Origin of the sequence: Alkalithermobacter thermoalcaliphilus JW-YL-7 = DSM 7308 (assembly GCA_001584565.1) — a bacterium.
In the GTDB taxonomy this organism is placed as follows: Bacteria; Bacillota; Clostridia; order Peptostreptococcales; family Peptostreptococcaceae; genus Alkalithermobacter; species Alkalithermobacter thermoalcaliphilus.
This window is the reverse complement of record LSFY01000001.1, coordinates 908,462-924,780: the sequence shown is the minus strand read 5'-3', so window position 1 is coordinate 924,780 and position 16,319 is coordinate 908,462. Positions and strand designations below refer to the sequence as shown.

At 26.9% G+C, this 16,319-nt stretch carries 15 protein-coding genes; 11 read left to right on the top strand and 4 right to left on the bottom strand.

The genetic code is table 11. The features are described 5' to 3' along the window. Nucleotides 1-62: 62 nt before the first annotated feature. Together JWYL7_RS04840 and JWYL7_RS04835 are read left to right on the top strand one after the other, a co-directional pair. Nucleotides 63-395 (top strand): hypothetical protein, encoded by a 333-nt coding sequence (locus JWYL7_RS04840; RefSeq protein WP_066069738.1) that lies wholly within the window; start codon nt 63-65, stop codon nt 393-395. Nucleotides 396-605: 210 nt separating this feature from the next. Next, nucleotides 606-2,933 carry an Eco57I restriction-modification methylase domain-containing protein gene (locus JWYL7_RS04835; protein ID WP_066069735.1) on the top strand — a complete coding sequence of 776 codons (2,328 nt, stop codon included), beginning with the start codon at nt 606-608 and terminating at the stop codon, nt 2,931-2,933. 34 nt (nt 2,934-2,967) lie between these two features. Here JWYL7_RS04835 and JWYL7_RS10390 read toward each other — a convergent pair whose 3' ends face one another. Next, entirely contained in the window at nt 2,968-3,132 is a 165-nt protein-coding gene (locus JWYL7_RS10390; RefSeq protein WP_149683724.1) for a small, acid-soluble spore protein, alpha/beta type, read from the bottom strand. A gap of 31 nt (nt 3,133-3,163) precedes the next feature. Then, nucleotides 3,164-3,331 (bottom strand): hypothetical protein, encoded by a 168-nt coding sequence (locus tag JWYL7_RS10650; protein WP_169794322.1) that lies wholly within the window; start codon nt 3,329-3,331, stop codon nt 3,164-3,166. 123 nt (nt 3,332-3,454) lie between these two features. Here JWYL7_RS10650 and JWYL7_RS04830 point away from each other — a divergent pair, with 123 nt between their 5' ends. From JWYL7_RS04830 to hfq, 8 genes are all read left to right on the top strand, one after another. Further along, the gene (locus JWYL7_RS04830; protein WP_066069732.1) at nt 3,455-4,609 is read left to right on the top strand and encodes a THUMP domain-containing class I SAM-dependent RNA methyltransferase; all 1,155 of its coding nucleotides are present in this window, start codon (nt 3,455-3,457) and stop codon (nt 4,607-4,609) included. Between the two features lie 86 nt (nt 4,610-4,695). Beyond that, nucleotides 4,696-5,301 carry a spore protease YyaC gene (yyaC, locus tag JWYL7_RS04825; RefSeq protein ID WP_066069729.1) on the top strand — a complete coding sequence of 202 codons (606 nt, stop codon included), beginning with the start codon at nt 4,696-4,698 and terminating at the stop codon, nt 5,299-5,301. Between the two features lie 77 nt (nt 5,302-5,378). After that, on the top strand, nt 5,379-5,687 hold the full coding sequence (locus tag JWYL7_RS04820; RefSeq protein ID WP_066069726.1) for a hypothetical protein: 309 nt from the start codon (nt 5,379-5,381) through the stop codon (nt 5,685-5,687). A gap of 155 nt (nt 5,688-5,842) precedes the next feature. After that, the gene (gene miaB / locus JWYL7_RS04815; protein WP_066069723.1) at nt 5,843-7,255 is read left to right on the top strand and encodes a tRNA (N6-isopentenyl adenosine(37)-C2)-methylthiotransferase MiaB; all 1,413 of its coding nucleotides are present in this window, start codon (nt 5,843-5,845) and stop codon (nt 7,253-7,255) included. Between the two features lie 52 nt (nt 7,256-7,307). Beyond that, nucleotides 7,308-9,926: a DNA mismatch repair protein MutS gene (gene mutS, locus JWYL7_RS04810; protein ID WP_066069720.1), complete on the top strand. Its 2,619-nt coding sequence runs from the start codon at nt 7,308-7,310 to the stop codon at nt 9,924-9,926. A 1-nt stretch (nt 9,927) separates the two neighbouring features. Next, nucleotides 9,928-11,766, top strand: coding sequence for a DNA mismatch repair endonuclease MutL (mutL, locus tag JWYL7_RS04805; RefSeq protein WP_066069718.1), 1,839 nt, complete (start codon nt 9,928-9,930; stop codon nt 11,764-11,766). Nucleotides 11,767-11,788: 22 nt separating this feature from the next. After that, on the top strand, nt 11,789-12,736 hold the full coding sequence (gene miaA, locus JWYL7_RS04800; protein WP_066069716.1) for a tRNA (adenosine(37)-N6)-dimethylallyltransferase MiaA: 948 nt from the start codon (nt 11,789-11,791) through the stop codon (nt 12,734-12,736). Nucleotides 12,737-12,770: 34 nt separating this feature from the next. Next, nucleotides 12,771-13,010 carry an RNA chaperone Hfq gene (gene hfq / locus JWYL7_RS04795; protein ID WP_066069713.1) on the top strand — a complete coding sequence of 80 codons (240 nt, stop codon included), beginning with the start codon at nt 12,771-12,773 and terminating at the stop codon, nt 13,008-13,010. A gap of 53 nt (nt 13,011-13,063) precedes the next feature. On the opposite strand, the gene JWYL7_RS04790 is transcribed toward hfq, so the two are convergent. Continuing rightward, nucleotides 13,064-14,083, bottom strand: coding sequence for a tyrosine-type recombinase/integrase (locus tag JWYL7_RS04790; RefSeq protein ID WP_066069708.1), 1,020 nt, complete (start codon nt 14,081-14,083; stop codon nt 13,064-13,066). A gap of 231 nt (nt 14,084-14,314) precedes the next feature. Between JWYL7_RS04790 and JWYL7_RS04785 the strand changes: the two genes are divergently transcribed. Next, entirely contained in the window at nt 14,315-15,607 is a 1,293-nt protein-coding gene (locus tag JWYL7_RS04785) for a methionine gamma-lyase family protein (RefSeq protein WP_066069705.1), read from the top strand. Nucleotides 15,608-15,624: 17 nt separating this feature from the next. Here JWYL7_RS04785 and lexA read toward each other — a convergent pair whose 3' ends face one another. Then, nucleotides 15,625-16,248: a transcriptional repressor LexA gene (gene lexA / locus JWYL7_RS04780; protein WP_066069702.1), complete on the bottom strand. Its 624-nt coding sequence runs from the start codon at nt 16,246-16,248 to the stop codon at nt 15,625-15,627. Nucleotides 16,249-16,319 lie beyond the last annotated feature (71 nt).

The window sequence follows — 16,319 nt, the reverse complement described above, 5'->3', positions numbered from 1 at the left end:
TTTTTAGGAAGGGGGAGAGAATGCTCAATACTGAAAATATATATTTGAAGGAGGGAAGATAAGTGAATAATGTATTATACAACTATAGTTTATATTTTTTATTAATAGCTGTTATTTGTGGGTATATGATATACATTTATAAGAAATACGAGGAAAAAGTAGCTATAAAAGAAGCAAGAGAGCTAGCCTATAAATTGATGCTTACAGCAGAAAAACTTTTTGTAAAAGGAGATGAAAAATTCATCTGGGTTGTTAATAAATTTTATAATATGCTACCAGAGTATACAAAAAATCTGTTTACAGAAGAAGATGTCGAAAACTTCATTCAAAAATCATTTGATGAAATAAAAGACATATTAGATGATGGTATGAAAAATAATTCTATAAATAAATAGTATATTTTCTTGTTTAACTCATATAAAATGTTAAAATAAAAAGAGAAACTTTAAAGTTTCTCTTTTTTATAACACATAGGAAATTATGTACTTTAATAAATTGTAAAAAAGTTATAATTTACGTAATGTGTTTCAATAAAGTCTTCTTTTTGAATCTTTATAAAGAGAGACTTTGTTCAATAGAAAAATATTGTGAAAGGGTAATTTTCTATGAAAGAATATTTGGACAAGCTAAACACTATACATAATTTCATATTTTCTGTTTTTGAAAATGAATTTGAATATAGATATGAAAAAGATATAGAATTTAAATATTTGATAGACAATGTATTTAGTAATACTTTCAAAAAAAATGTATTGGATGATAAGTTTAAAAAAGAATTTCTTAAAAAATGCAGTATAGTTTTAATAATCAAACTTATATTTCTAAATACTTGTTCTAAAAAAGGACTAGTAAAATCTAGAGACCACTTTTTATATTTAATTAATACTTACAAAATCAATACTCTTATTTCTAAATTTATTAAAGGATGTAAAATCAATTTTCAAAATATAGATATATATGAAATAATTAATATTGACAATACTACTCTTTATAAAATCATAAATGAATTTTATATGAGTATATTTGATGAGAGAGAAAATTGGATTGGAAAAGTTTATGAAAATAACTTAGATGATCATAAAAAAAAATCTTTTGGTGTATTCTATACACCTGAAATAGTAATAAGTTATATCTTACAAAATACAGTGAATAAGGTAGATGTTGTAAAAAAACCATTTGTAAGGATTTTAGACCCTGCATGTGGGTGTGGAGATTTTTTGATAAAATCCTATGATATTTTGTTTGAAAAATTTTCCAAAAACATTGATGTTTTAAGAAAAACTTATGAAAGATGTAAATATGAAATGTTAATAGAAGGAAAACTTGGATATATATTGGGAAAAGATTACTGGATAAAAGAAAACATAAGTTATCATATATTGAAAAATTGTATATATGGAGCAGATATTGATAGTTTTTCTGTAAATATTGCAATATTTAATTTGCTGTTAAAAAATATTGAAAATACATATGAAATTAATGTTGTAAATTGTGATAGCTTAATTAGGTATGAAAACATGAATAATCTTAATAGTTCTAATGATTTTTTATTTAAATTAAGTGAATCTAATATTATGTGTAATGAAAAAAATATAAGTACACTAAAAGGGTTTTGGAATCAAAGTTATGATTATATAATAGGTAATCCTCCTTATGTAGGACACAAATCTCTAAAAAAATCATACAAAAATTTTCTTTTAGATAATTATCATGAAGTGTTTAGAGATAAATCAGATTTATATTTTTGTTTTGTCAAAAGAGCTTTAGAAAAAGTTAAAAAAGACGGAATAATATCTTTTATAGTTCCTAGATATTTTTTTGAAAGTCCCAATGGATTGCATCTGAGAAGTTATTTGCAAAATTTCTCAGATATTATAGAGCTTGTAGACTTAAAAGATATACGGGCTTTTAAAAAAGCTAACATATCCACAGCTATATTAACTTGTAAGATAAAAGAAAGTATTAATAACAGCATAAAGATTCTGAAACCAAAAGATTCAAAAGAAGATATAAACAAGATTTTGGGTAATACAAATTTTTATATATTTAACGTAAATCAAGAACATTTAAATCAAGATAGGTGGATTTTTATTAAAGATGATTACATTGATATTGTAAAAAAAATAGAAGAACATTCTAAAATCCGACTTAAAAACATAGCAGAAAGTTTTCAAGGAATAATAACTGGATGTGATAGAGCTTTTGTTTTAGATTATAAAGATGCAGACAGTAATAAAATTGAAGAAAGTTTGCTAAGAAACTGGATCAAAAGTAGTTATGTACACAGATATTTTGTCAAAGATACTGACTTAAGATTGATATATTCTAATAATATAGATATTATTGATAACTTTCCTAACGCTATATCCTATGTATCTAAATATAAAACTTTATTACAAAACAGAAGAGAGTGTAGACTAGGCCTTAGAAAATGGTATCATTTGCAGTGGGGTAGACAAGAATCTATATTCAATAGGCCCAAAATTATATATCCATATAAATCTAGAAATAATAGATTTGCATTAGATAATCACGGCTACTATTTTAGTGCAGATATTTATAGTATGTATATAAAAGATGAGTATGTAGATATTTTCTCTTTAGAATATGTTTTATGTTTACTTAATTCAAAATTATATGAATTTTACTTTAAGCAGTACGCAAAATATATAGGAAATAACTTATATGATTATTATCCTAATTCAGTCATGGATATGAAAATTTTAGATATGAAAAATAAAGATCTGATAAGCAGCAAAGCTTTCAAGCTAATTGAATTATATAAAAGATTAAATCATTGTGAAAATGAAAAAGTAGATATTTTAAGAGAAATAAATAGACTAGAGGAGGAAATAAATAACATCATATACGATTTTATGGATTTAACTGATTATGATATTAAGTTAATAGATAATTTTCTAAAAAATAGTTAGGCTATATAGCTATTGTAGCTATATAGCCTTTATTTTATTGTTTATGTTTCTGTGTTCTTTCCATAGCCTCTTTACTAATTTTTCCTGTGAATTTACCGTCTTTATAATCTAAACCTAATTCATTTGCCGTTTCTATTTTTAATTGGTTTAGGTTACTTTTTCTATCAGTTTTCTTATTTTTGCTTTTTTTATTACCCATACTTATTTCCTCCATATTCTCAAATAAATATTTATTTTTTCTTGTGAGAAAGTTTAGATCTCTTTGTTAATTTTCTTCCATTTTGCCCTACTTTTTCTACATGAATAATACCTATTTCACTACCGTGTTCTGAATACATTTTTCTTAATTCTGCATTTGTTTTTTTATCAGTTTTTCTTAAATTTTTATTGTTATTCAATCCAATCACTCCTCTCATAATTAATTTAACCAATAACTCAAATAATAATAATATAAAATTTTTCATTTTATAATTTTGATGTATAATAAAATAATCATCATAAAAAAAACTAAGGAGGAATATATGAATAGTATTAAATTAATTGCACCTTGTTTATTTGGCCTTGAAAAGGTACTATCTAGAGAAATTAAGGAGTTAGGATATCACATAGAAAAAGTTGAAGACGGCCGAATAACGTTTTTAGCAGACGAGTATGGTATATGTAAATCTAATTTATGGCTTAGAACTGCAGAGAGAGTAATGGTTAAATTGGGCGAGTTCGAAGCTAAGAGTTTTGAAGAATTATTTCAAAATACCAAAAAAATAAAGTGGTCTAATTGGATACCTAAAAATGGTAACTTTCCAGTTTTCAAAGCTTCATCTATAAAATCAAATTTATCTAGTGTACCAGATATACAATCTATTGTCAAAAAAGCAGTTGTAGAAAGTTTAAAAGAAGAATATAATTTAGAAATTTTTCCTGAAACAGGAGAAAAATATCCTATTCATGTGTTTATTAATAAAAATATAGTAACTTTATCTATAGATACTAGTGGCGAGACTTTACATAAAAGAGGTTATAGAGAAAAATCTAATAAAGCTCCTATTAGAGAAACATTAGCTGCAGGTTTAATTTCCTTAACCCCTTGGAGAAGTAATAGATTACTAGTAGATCCATTTTGTGGTTCAGGAACTATATTAATAGAAGCTGCTATGATAGCTTTAAATATGGCTCCTGGATTAAATAGAGAGTTCGTAAGTGAAAAATGGGCAAAAATTCCGAAAAAAATGTGGTGGGATGCGAGAAAAGAAGCTTACGATCTTATGGTAAAAGATACAGATTTTATGTTATATGGATATGATATAGATAAAGATGTAATTGAAATAGCAAAAGAAAACGCTCAAATAGCTGGAGTTGACCATTGTATTAAATTTATACAAAAAGAGCTAAAAGAATTATGTATTGAAAATAATTATGGTTTCATTATTACTAATCCACCTTATGGTGAAAGGTTAGAAGACAAAAAATCCGTAGAAAAGTTATATCGAGATATGGGAAAAATTTTTTCTAAGCTGGATACATGGTCTTTTTTTGTTATAACTTCTCATCCTGAATTTGAAGCTCTATTTGGAAAAAGTTCTGATAAAAAAAGAAAGTTATACAATGGAATGCTGAAAACTTACTTTTATCAATATTTTGGACCTAAACCTAATAATAAAGAAAGCTCTAATTACTAATGTATGAAATTCCACCTACTTTTTTAGAATTTTTTATCCTGTTTTGGGAAAATCTAATTGTAAAAACTGAAAAGTAGGTGAATAACATGACAGAAATTCACATGGATCAGCCACTATCACACATACATATAGGTAATGCTTTATTTAATGAGTTGAAATCTAGATGTAAGAATAAAGCTATAGTATTATTATGTATAGGTACAGATAGATGTACAGGGGATTCTTTAGGTCCTTTAACAGGATACAATCTTAATAAAAATGTTTATACTAGAAAAAATATTCATATTCATGGAACTTTAGATAATCCTGTGCATGCTAAAAATCTTCTTGAAACAATAAATACCATACACTCTAAATATGAGTCTCCTTTTGTTATAGCTGTAGATGCATGTTTAGGAAATAAAGAAAGCATTGGAAAAATAAAGTTATCAAATAGTCCATTGCGTCCTGGAGCAGGTGTAAATAAAAATCTTCCTACTGTTGGAGATATTAGTATTTTAGGAATCGTAAACTTAGGTGGATTTATGGAGATTATGACACTCCAAAGCACTAGGTTAAATTTAGTGCTAAAAATGTCTGAAGTAATTTCCAAAGGTATAGAGTTTGGAATATGGAAATTTTTAAAGGAGTCTTCTTTTAACAATTTAGTTGATAATCAACATATACACATACCTTATATTAACTCTTATTAAATTTTATATGTAACATCTTCTTATCCCCATGCATAAGATACATTGTAGAAAAACTTTCTATCTAGGAGGATGAGAAGATGGCTATTTTAAGACTTAGGAAAGGATTATTTAGAAAACGTAAATCTAAAAAAAATAAAACTGAAGAAAAACATCAGGTCAAAGCAGAACCTAAAAAATCAAAAAAAGATAAACCTAGGGATGTAGAGTGTGACTTAAGTCAAGTACAACAAGAAATTAGCGAAAACAATTGTGAAGAAGTTGATTGCGAACATAAAAAAAACGTACTTAAAAATCCTAAATTATCTAAAAAGAAAAAATATAGAGACTCTAAAAAGGATGATACAAGTGATAACATAGACGAAGACCTTGATAATGAAGAAGAATAATTTTAGTTGAGAAAAGGAAGTTAAAGAGATTTTATCTTTTTAACTTCCTTTTGCGTCTTCTTTTTTAGAATATTTTTTGGTATAATATAGTTCAAACTTTTTAAAATATAATTTGTAGTATTAATACAGTGTTTAACCGTGGAAGGAGTCTGATTATGGGCAAAAGAAAAAATGTAATTATATCAGAAGATGAAATACAAAAGCAAGAAAATTTAATCAACCATATATATAAATTGAATCTTGGAAAGAATCTAAAATACACTATAAAAACGTATGGATGTCAAATGAATGAACATGATTCTGAAAAACTTTCAGGAATGTTAGCAAAGATGGGATATACCGAGACAGACGTTCTAGAAGATAGTGATATTATAATATATAATACTTGTGCTGTTAGAGAAAATGCTGAGCTTAAAGTATATGGAAATTTAGGACAACTCAAAAATCTAAAACAAAACAAGCCTTCGCTAAAAATTATAGTATGTGGGTGTATGATGCAACAACCTCATATAGTAGAAGAAATAAAAAATAAGTATAATCACGTAGATATAGTTTTTGGTACTCACAATTTATATAAATTCCCTGAACTTCTTGCTCAATCTTTTGATTCAGATATGATTTTGGTGGATGTTTGGGATATAGAAGGAGAAGTATTAGAGGGACTTCCTAGTAAAAGAAAATATGACTTAAAAGGATTTGTAAACGTAATGTATGGGTGTAATAATTTTTGCACTTATTGTATAGTACCTTATACACGAGGCAGAGAACGCAGTAGAGAGCCTGAAAAAATAATACAGGAAGTGAAAGAACTGGCAAATAATGGTACTAAAGAAATAACTCTCTTAGGTCAAAATGTAAACTCTTATGGTAAAACTTTGGATAAACCTTTTTCTTTTGCTGATTTATTAAGAGAGTTAAATAATATTGATGGAATAGAAAGAATAAGATTTATGACATCTCACCCTAAAGATTTATCTGATGAATTAATATATGCTATTAGAGATTGTGAAAAAGTATGTGAGCATGTACATTTACCTTTACAATCTGGTAGTTCTAGAATATTAGAAATTATGAATAGAAAATACGACCAACATTATTACTTATCATTAGTTGAAAAAATAAGAAAAGAAATACCTAATGTAGCATTTACTACAGATATAATTGTTGGTTTCCCAGGAGAAACAGAAGAAGATTTCCTTCAAACTCTTGAAGTTGTAAAAAAAGTAAGATACGATTCTGCATTTACATTTATATATTCTATAAGGCAAGGTACTCCAGCTGCTGATATGAAAGAACAAATTCCTGATAACATAAAACATGAAAGATTTAATAGGCTTCTAAGCGAAGTAAATGCTATAAGTAGTCAAATTAATTCCTCATATAAAGACAAAGTTGTAGAAGTGTTAGTAGAAGGTTATAGCAAAACGGATAAAAACAAATTAACAGGCAGAACTAGACAAAATAAACTTGTCAACTTTGAAGGAACTGAAGATTTAATCGGAAAACTTGTCAATGTAAAAATAACAGAACCTAAAACATTTTCTTTAAATGGAATAGTTGCAAAATAGGAGCACTCAAATCTGAGTGCTTTTGTACTTGATGGATTGGGGGAATTTTAGCATGAAAAAATTAACGCCTATGATGAAACAATATTTTGATATAAAGCAAAATTATAAAGATTGTATTTTATTTTTTAGACTAGGAGATTTCTATGAAATGTTCTTTGATGATGCCATTATAGCATCTAGAGTTTTAGAAATTACTTTAACATCTAGAGAATGTGGTTTAGACGAAAAAGCTCCTATGTGCGGAGTGCCCTACCACTCATCAAGTTCATATATATCAACACTTGTCCAAAACGGCTATAAAGTTGCTATTTGTGAACAAACTGAAGATGCTCAAAAATCAAAAGGATTAGTAAAAAGAGAAGTTGTAAGAGTTATTACCCCTGGAACTATAATGGAAGATGTTACATTAAATAATAATGATAGCAACTACTTAATGTCTATTTTTTCAGACGGAATATCAGTAGGCATCTCTTACGTAGATATATCCATAGGAGATATTTTTTGTACATCAGTACAAAATTCAACATTAAAAGAGGAAATATCTAAAATCAAACCAAAAGAAATAATATATAATTGTGAAAGTCTCAAATTTGATTTACAGGTAGTATGCAATCAAAATAATATATTTTTAAACAACAATAGTTCGGAATTTTTCTGTGGCAAAAATGACATAATGTATAAATATTTCGATAGATCGTATTTAGAAAATTTAAATATACTAAACAATTTAAGTATAAAATCAAGCTTATTAGGATTGTTAGAATATATATATTCAACTCAAAAACAAATTACGTCTAATATCAATAATATCAATTATTACAACTCATCAGATTTTATGTTTTTAGATACTTTCACAAGAAAAAATTTAGAACTTACAGAAACTATTAGAAACAAAGAAAAAAAAGGTTCTTTAATTTATGTACTAGACAAAACTAATACTGCCATGGGAGCTCGTCTATTGAAAAAGTACATAAGTGAACCTCTTATAAACAAGGATTCTATCGAATATAGATTAAATCTCTTAGATGAACTTGTAAATGAGTATTCTTTAAGAGAAGATTTAGATATAGAACTAAAACATGTCTATGATATAGAAAGATTGTGTGGAAAAATTGCTTTTGGTAATATAAATCCAAAAGAAATGATAAATTTAAAAAAATCCATAGACAGGATAAGAAATATAAAAACAATAATATCAAAATACAACAGTATTAATTTAAAAACATTATCTAGCCAACTAGATGATCTCTCAGATTTATATGACATAATAGATAAATCTATATTAGATGATCCATCTGCTAATTTAAAAGATGGAAATATAATTAAAGAATCGTATAATGACGAAATAAGTCAGCTTAGAAATTTGTCAAGAAATGCAATAAATATAATAAAAGAAATAGAAAGCAAAGAAAGAATTAGGACAGGAATTAAATCATTAAAAATAGGGTTTAATAAAGTTTTCGGATACTATATAGAGATAACTCATTCTAACTTGAAACAATTAGATATTCCTGATTATTATATAAGAAAACAAACTTTAAGTAATGCAGAAAGATTTATAACATTAGAGCTTAAAGAAATAGAGGAAAAAATACTAAACGCTGATGAAAGGATAAAAGATCTTGAATATCAGCTTTTTGTAGATATACGTAATAAATTATATAAAAATATAAACAGGATACAAAGTGTAGCCAAAATAATTGCTCAAATAGATGTATTTAATTCATTGTCTAAAGTTGCCTATGAAAATAATTATTGTAAGCCACAAATTAACACATTAGGTAATCTAGAAATTATAGACGGAAGACATCCTGTTATAGAGAAACTCATAAAAGAAGAAAATTTCGTTCCGAATGATACAATTATAAATAAAGATGATTGCAATGTATGTATAATAACAGGACCTAACATGGCTGGTAAGTCAACTTACATGCGACAAGTTGCTTTAATAAGTCTTTTAGCTCATATAGGATCTTTTGTTCCAGCTACAAAAGCGAACATATGTATAATGGATAGAATATTTACGAGAGTTGGGGCTAGTGATGATTTATCTCAAGGTCAAAGTACATTTATGGTGGAGATGGACGAAGTTTCGTATATACTTAAGAATGCAACTAAAAATAGTTTAGTTATCTTAGACGAAGTAGGCAGAGGGACTAGCACCTACGATGGAATTAGTCTGGCTTGGTCTATAGTTGAGTATATTCATGATAACATAGGATGTAAAACTTTATTTGCAACTCATTATCACGAATTAACAGCTCTTGAAAACGAACTCAAAAGAGTAAAAAATTACTGTGTAGCTGTAGAAGAACAGGGTAAAGACATAGTTTTTCTAAGAAAGATTATAGAAGGTGGAGCTGATAAAAGTTATGGTATACATGTAGCTAAGCTAGCTGATTTACCTGAGGAAATAATTGAAAGAGCTAATGAAATTCTTATAAAATTAGAAAAAAAAGAATCTAGAGATATAAACAATAGCATGTATGAAGTTGCCTTATGTAAAGAGGAAACAGAAAATATGTACAAACAACTTGATTTATCTCATATAAACACGATGCAGCTAATAAAAGAAATTTCTTCTTTAGACATAGCAAATATGACTCCTATACAAGCCTTAAACGTTCTATATAAATTGAATAATAAAGCAAAATCAATGGAGATGATATAATTTGAACTTTAAGATAAACATATTAGACGAAAATACTATAAATAAAATAGCAGCTGGTGAAGTAGTTGAAAGGCCTTCGTCTATAGTTAAAGAGTTAATAGAAAATTCTATAGATGCAGCAGCATCTAGAATAACGATAGAAATAGAAGATGGGGGTAAAAAATTAATAAGAGTTACTGATAATGGAACTGGAATAGATTCACATGAAGTTGAAAAAGCTTTTCAAAGACATGCAACTAGCAAAATTCTAAATATAGATGACTTATACAATCTAAATTCGTTGGGATTTAGAGGAGAAGCTTTAGCTAGTATAGCATCTGTATCTGAAATAGAAGTTATAACTAAAACTGAAAATGATAAATTTGGTACTAAGTTATATTTATCTGGAGGTAGTGTCATAAAAAAAGAACCTATAGGTTGTAGTATAGGAACTACAATTATAGTAAAAAATTTATTTTTCAATACACCAGCTAGAAGAAAATTTTTAAAACCTTCTAACGCTGAGACATTATCTATAACAGATATAATAAATAAGATTTGTGTAGGGAATCCCAATATTAAGTTTAAATATGTAAATAATAACAAAATTATGTTAACCACACCTGGTGATGACAACCTGAAAAACACCATACGCAGTGTATATGGAAAAAATATTGCTGACAATTTAATATCAATATCTACACAAAACAATTATTTCAAGATATATGGTTTTGTAGGAAATAATTCGATATATAGATCTAATAAATCTATGCAACATATTTATGTAAATGGAAGATACGTTAAAACTACTTTAATACTAGATGCTATAAGTGATGCATACAAATCTATACTACCAGTAAATAAACATGCTATTTGTTTTTTAAATATACAAGTAGATCCTAAGTCTATAGATGTAAATATTCATCCTACAAAGTTAGAAGTCAAATTTGAAAATGAAAATGAGCTATATAAGTTTATAAAACAAGAAATATATGCATCTTTGATACATTCATCTCTTATCCCCAAATTCGAAGAACACATAAATGATAATTTGTCCTTTAATTCTGTAGAGTTAAATAGTGTATCAAAAGAGATGGAAATCAAAGAAAATCTATTTATAGAGGAACAAATAACAATTCCTAAATACAACATATTAGAGGATGCTTCTGATCCTAAATTTAATATATTGAGAGAAAATTCTAATATACCTATTGATTCTAACGCTTATCTCAATAATAGTTCTGTAAACGAAAGTGAGTTTGTAGTAAGAGAAGATGAAAAAACAAAATTGCCAGATTTAGATATTATAGGTAATATATTCAATACTTATATTGTAGCTCGATCCAAAGAATCTATGTTTCTCATAGATCAGCATGCCGCACATGAAAAAATAATATATGAAGAATATCTATATAAACTAAAAAATAGTAAAATAACTTCTCAAATTTTAATAGATCCAATTGTACTTGATTTATCAACTAAAGACATATTAATAATAAAAGATAAGTTAAGTTTATTTGAAGAATTTGGTTTTGAAATAGATCTATTTGGAAATAATCGTATAATAATAAGATCTATACCTAATCTATTTGGACAGCCAGAATCAGAAAGATTTATTATAGAAATAATAGATAATATTAGCATAATCGAAAACCAATACGAATTAAGAAAAGATAAAGTAGCATCTATAGCGTGTAAAGCTGCAGTAAAGGCTAAAGACTTCTTAAACACTATAGAAATGGATGCCCTTATTAAAAAGTTAAGATTATGTGAAAATCCATATACCTGTCCTCACGGAAGACCTATAATAGTGGAAATAAAAAAATCTGAAATTGAAAAAATGTTTAAAAGAATAATTTAGAAAATAGAGAGGAATTTGATGTATGAGTATACCATTAGTTATAATTTGTGGTCCAACTGCTGTAGGAAAAACTGATATTTCTATAGATATAGCTAAAAGATTAAACACAAGTATAATTTCTGCGGATTCTATGCAAATATATAAATATATGAATATAGGTACGGCAAAAATTTCTTATGAAGAAATGAAAGGCATTAAACATTACTTAATAGATGAAGTAGATCCTAAAACACCTTTTTCTGTAGCCGAATTTCAAAAGTTAGCTAAAGAATATATACTTAAAATTTACAATCAAGAAAAAATTCCTTTAATAGTGGGAGGTACAGGCCTTTATATAAATTCTATAATTTATGATATGGATTTTAGCAAGTCAGATTCTGATGATAGTATAAGAAAACAACTAGAGCAGGAAGCTTTAGAGTATGGACCTGAATTTATTCACAATAAATTAAAAGATATAGATTCGAGTGTTGCTGAAAGAATTCATCCTAATAATGTAAAAAGAGTAATCAGAGCTTTAGAAATTTATATTAAAACTGGAGAGCAAATAGGGAATTTTAAGAAAGACATAAAGCTTAATAGTGAATATCATCCTATAATTATCATTTTAAATAGACATAGACAGAATTTATATGACAGAATAAATAAAAGGGTAGATTTAATGATTGAAAACGGATTAATAGATGAAGTTAAAAACCTTCTATCTTTAGGCTATCACGAGAATATGACTTCTATGCAAGGTATTGGATATAAAGAAATAATAAAATACTTAAAGGGTGAATACTCATTAGAAGAAGCTATATATATAATAAAAAGAGATAGTAGAAGATACGCTAAAAGACAATTAACTTGGTTTAAGCGATATAGTAATGCTAAATGGTTTAATATAGATGATTTTAGCAATAGAAATGATTTAATATATAATATACTACAATATGTAGAAGGAAATTTAAAACTTATGAAGAAGTAATACTAGATTAAGTATATAGGAGGGGTAATGCACTATGAAAAACAATTCACTTAATTTACAAGACTTATTCTTGAATCAGTCTAGGAAAGAAAAGATATCAATAACAATTTTTTTGGTTAATGGAGTTCAACTAAAAGGTACAGTAAAAGGTTTTGATAACTATATAATACTACTTGAAAATGAAGGAAAACAACAAATGATATATAAGCATGCCATATCTACTATAATACCTTCAAGAAATATAAGTTTAACAGTTAACAATTCGAAAAACTAATTTTCTAATCTCAAAAAAAGAAGAGTTGTTTAAATAACTCTTCTTTTTATTTTTTATATACCTATATTATAGTTTTTTAGAGTATTTTTCAAATCATCCACAGCTATATGAGTATATATCTGAGTTGTGGATATAGATGAGTGCCCTAGTAATTCTTGAACCTTTCTAATATCAGCACCATTTTTTATTAAATGTGTAGCAAAAGTGTGTCTAAATTTATGAGGTGTTATATTTTTATTTATATTAATATTTTTACAGTATTTTCTTGTTAACATTTGTATAGCCCTAGGGGTTATTCTTGTATTTTTACTCGATATAAAAAATGCATTAGTTTTTACTTGTTTTTGTATCCTTATATCGTAATAATGCTTAAGACACTTTAAGTATCCATCGTCTAGAAATTGCTTTAACAAAGGAACTTTCCTTTGCTTATTTCCTTTACCTATAATATTTAAAACTTCATACTCCATGGCATATTGAATATCTTGTAGATCTATATTTACTATTTCAGATATTCTCAGTCCTGTATATAGCATTAATGTAAAAATAGTAAGATTTCTAAATTTATAGAACTGATTAATTTCATTTTTATCTATGCAACTTAGTAAATTTATTATTTCATTTTTTTCTAAATAAGTGGGCAAAGGTTTTAAGTTCTTTGTTTTGTTTTTTATTATTTCATCTTTTAGTATAGGATTATGTCTTTCTAAGATTACTCCTTGTTCTATTAAATATAAGAAGAATACTTTCAGTACCATTTTTTTTCGAAGAATTGATCTAGGAGAATTTCTTTTTTCTGTCTGGAGATATGTATAATATTTAGTTATGTTTATAGGTCTTATATCTGAAATGTATTCAATATTTGGATATTTTAATGTTATAAAATCAAAGAAAATCTTTATATCAAAATAATACGAAGATATTGTATTGATAGATTTTTCTGCTGAAATTAATGCATCTATGAATATCTCTAATGCCTCTCTAAATTCTAAAGGATATGTATCGATATCACATTTAAATAATTTTCTTCTTAATTGTATATTTTCTGTAAGCTGCTCAATTGTATATTTCATAACATGTATTCCTCCTATATTTTTAGATAATAATTATATATTATTCTATAAAATAAGCTATAATCCTTCATGATACACCAAAATAACTTCGCATAACGTATCTTATGCGAAGTTTCTTCTGATTTATTGTCGATTTTAATTATATTAAATTGAATTAACATCTAATTTGTGATAAAATTCTTCTTATGTTATAGGGCATTATAAATGTTATTGCATAAGGAGTGATTTTATTTGATTTCAGAAACTAAACACGAACTACTAAATTTTTACGGAATATCCAAATCTATACTAGAACTTTCTAACAAAATCGAAGATCAAATTAAATCTAAATTTAAAGAAATAGATGATGTAAAAGAATATAATCAATATAAAGTTCTAAAGGCTATGCAACAGTCAAATTTAAGTGATATGCACTTTAATTGGACTACAGGTTATGGTTATAATGATATAGGAAGGGATAAGGTTGAACAGATATATTCAAAAGTATTTAATGCAGAAGATGCAATAGTTAGGCCTATAATCGTTTCAGGAACCCATGCACTTTCTCTTTGTTTGACAGGAATTTTAAGGCCTGGAGATGAATTAGTTTCTGCTACAGGAAAACCATATGATACTTTAGAAGAAGTTATAGGAATCAGAGAATCTAGAGGATCCTTAAAAGAATTTGGCGTAATTTATAAACAAGTAAATTTTCTCCCAAACGGAGAACCCGATTATATACGTATAAAAAATGCGATTACTAATAAGACTAAATTAGTGTTGATACAAAGATCTAAAGGATATAGTTGGAGAAAATCTCTAACAATAGATGATATTCAAAAAATTATACACGTAGTTAAATCTGTTAAAAAAGATGTTATAGTAATGGTAGACAATTGCTATGGTGAATTTTTAGAGCTTAAAGAACCTACAGATGTTGGAGCTGATATTATGGCTGGATCACTTATAAAAAATCCAGGAGGAGGGTTAGCTTTAACAGGAGGATACATAGTAGGAAAAAAAGACATTGTTGAACTTATATCTTATAGGCTTACTTCTCCAGGTATAGGAAAAGAATGTGGTTTGACATTTGGAACAACACGAACTGTACTTCAAGGTCTTTTTTTAGCACCTTACATAGTGTCTGAAGCGTTAAAAGGAGCTATATTCTGCGCTAAGATTTTTGAAACATTAGGGTATGATGTCCTTCCTAAATATGACGATCCAAGAAGTGATATAATACAGTGTATAAAATTAGATAGACCAGAAAGCGTAATTTCTTTTTGTAAGGGTATCCAAGCAGCAGCTCCAGTTGATTCTTTCGTATCCCCGGAACCATGGGCAATGCCAGGATATGATTCTGATGTGATAATGGCTGCAGGAGCTTTTGTTCAAGGATCATCTATAGAGTTAAGTGCTGATGCTCCTATCAAACCGCCATATAACGTATATTTCCAAGGTGGCTTAACTTTTACTCATTCTAAATTAGGAGTTCTCAAAGCTTTAAGTCAAATGTTAAAAGATAATAATTTAAAAGGTATATAACTAAAGTTATATACCTTTTAAATATTAAATCTAAACAAACCATATACTATACCTAAAATTTTGATGTCATCAACATAAATAGGGTCCATAAAATCATTTTCTGGTTGTAATCTAATAATATTTTTTTCCTTATAAAACCTTTTTACAGTAGCTTCATTGTCATTTATTAAAGCTACAACTATATCTCCATCTTTAGCCGTATTTTGTTGTTTTACTAATATATAGTCTCCATCAAATATGCCAGCATTAATCATGCTGTCACCTTTAACCTTCAACATAAAACTATGATGTCCTTTCAATAAACTATTCGGTAAAGGAAAAAAATCTTCTACATTTTCTAACGCTAGGATAGGAGAGCCAGCGGTAACTTGACCAACAATAGGGATATTACTTATAGATTCATTAATATTTATTCGGTTACTGTCAAAATCTAGAACCTCTATAGCTCTAGGTTTTGTAGGATCTTTTCTTATATATCCTTTTTCTTCTAATTTATTTAAATGAGAATGTACTGTGGATGTTGATTTTAATCCTACTGCCGAACATATTTCTCTAACCGAAGGGGGATATCCTACTCTTGTTAACTCGCTTTTTATGAAATTTAATATTTCTATCTGTTTTTTATTTAAATCATCAAACATCTTGTATACTCCTCTCGAATTCAATAATACATTTTAAATTATATCACTATATATATTCTTTTGCAAACAGG

Excerpts from the sequence above, each read along its gene's own strand:
- JWYL7_RS04835 (WP_066069735.1), top strand. The coding sequence starts at position 606 with ATGAAAGAATATTTGGACAAGCTAAACACTATACATAATTTCATATTT.
- JWYL7_RS10390 (WP_149683724.1), bottom strand. The coding sequence starts at position 3,132 with ATGGGTAATAAAAAAAGCAAAAATAAGAAAACTGATAGAAAAAGTAAC.
- JWYL7_RS04830 (WP_066069732.1), top strand. The coding sequence starts at position 3,455 with ATGAATAGTATTAAATTAATTGCACCTTGTTTATTTGGCCTTGAAAAG.
- yyaC (WP_066069729.1), top strand. The coding sequence starts at position 4,696 with ATGACAGAAATTCACATGGATCAGCCACTATCACACATACATATAGGT.
- JWYL7_RS04820 (WP_066069726.1), top strand. The coding sequence starts at position 5,379 with ATGGCTATTTTAAGACTTAGGAAAGGATTATTTAGAAAACGTAAATCT.
- miaB (WP_066069723.1), top strand. The coding sequence starts at position 5,843 with ATGGGCAAAAGAAAAAATGTAATTATATCAGAAGATGAAATACAAAAG.
- mutS (WP_066069720.1), top strand. The coding sequence starts at position 7,308 with ATGAAAAAATTAACGCCTATGATGAAACAATATTTTGATATAAAGCAA.
- miaA (WP_066069716.1), top strand. The coding sequence starts at position 11,789 with ATGAGTATACCATTAGTTATAATTTGTGGTCCAACTGCTGTAGGAAAA.
- hfq (WP_066069713.1), top strand. The coding sequence starts at position 12,771 with ATGAAAAACAATTCACTTAATTTACAAGACTTATTCTTGAATCAGTCT.
- JWYL7_RS04790 (WP_066069708.1), bottom strand. The coding sequence starts at position 14,083 with ATGAAATATACAATTGAGCAGCTTACAGAAAATATACAATTAAGAAGA.
- lexA (WP_066069702.1), bottom strand. The coding sequence starts at position 16,248 with ATGTTTGATGATTTAAATAAAAAACAGATAGAAATATTAAATTTCATA.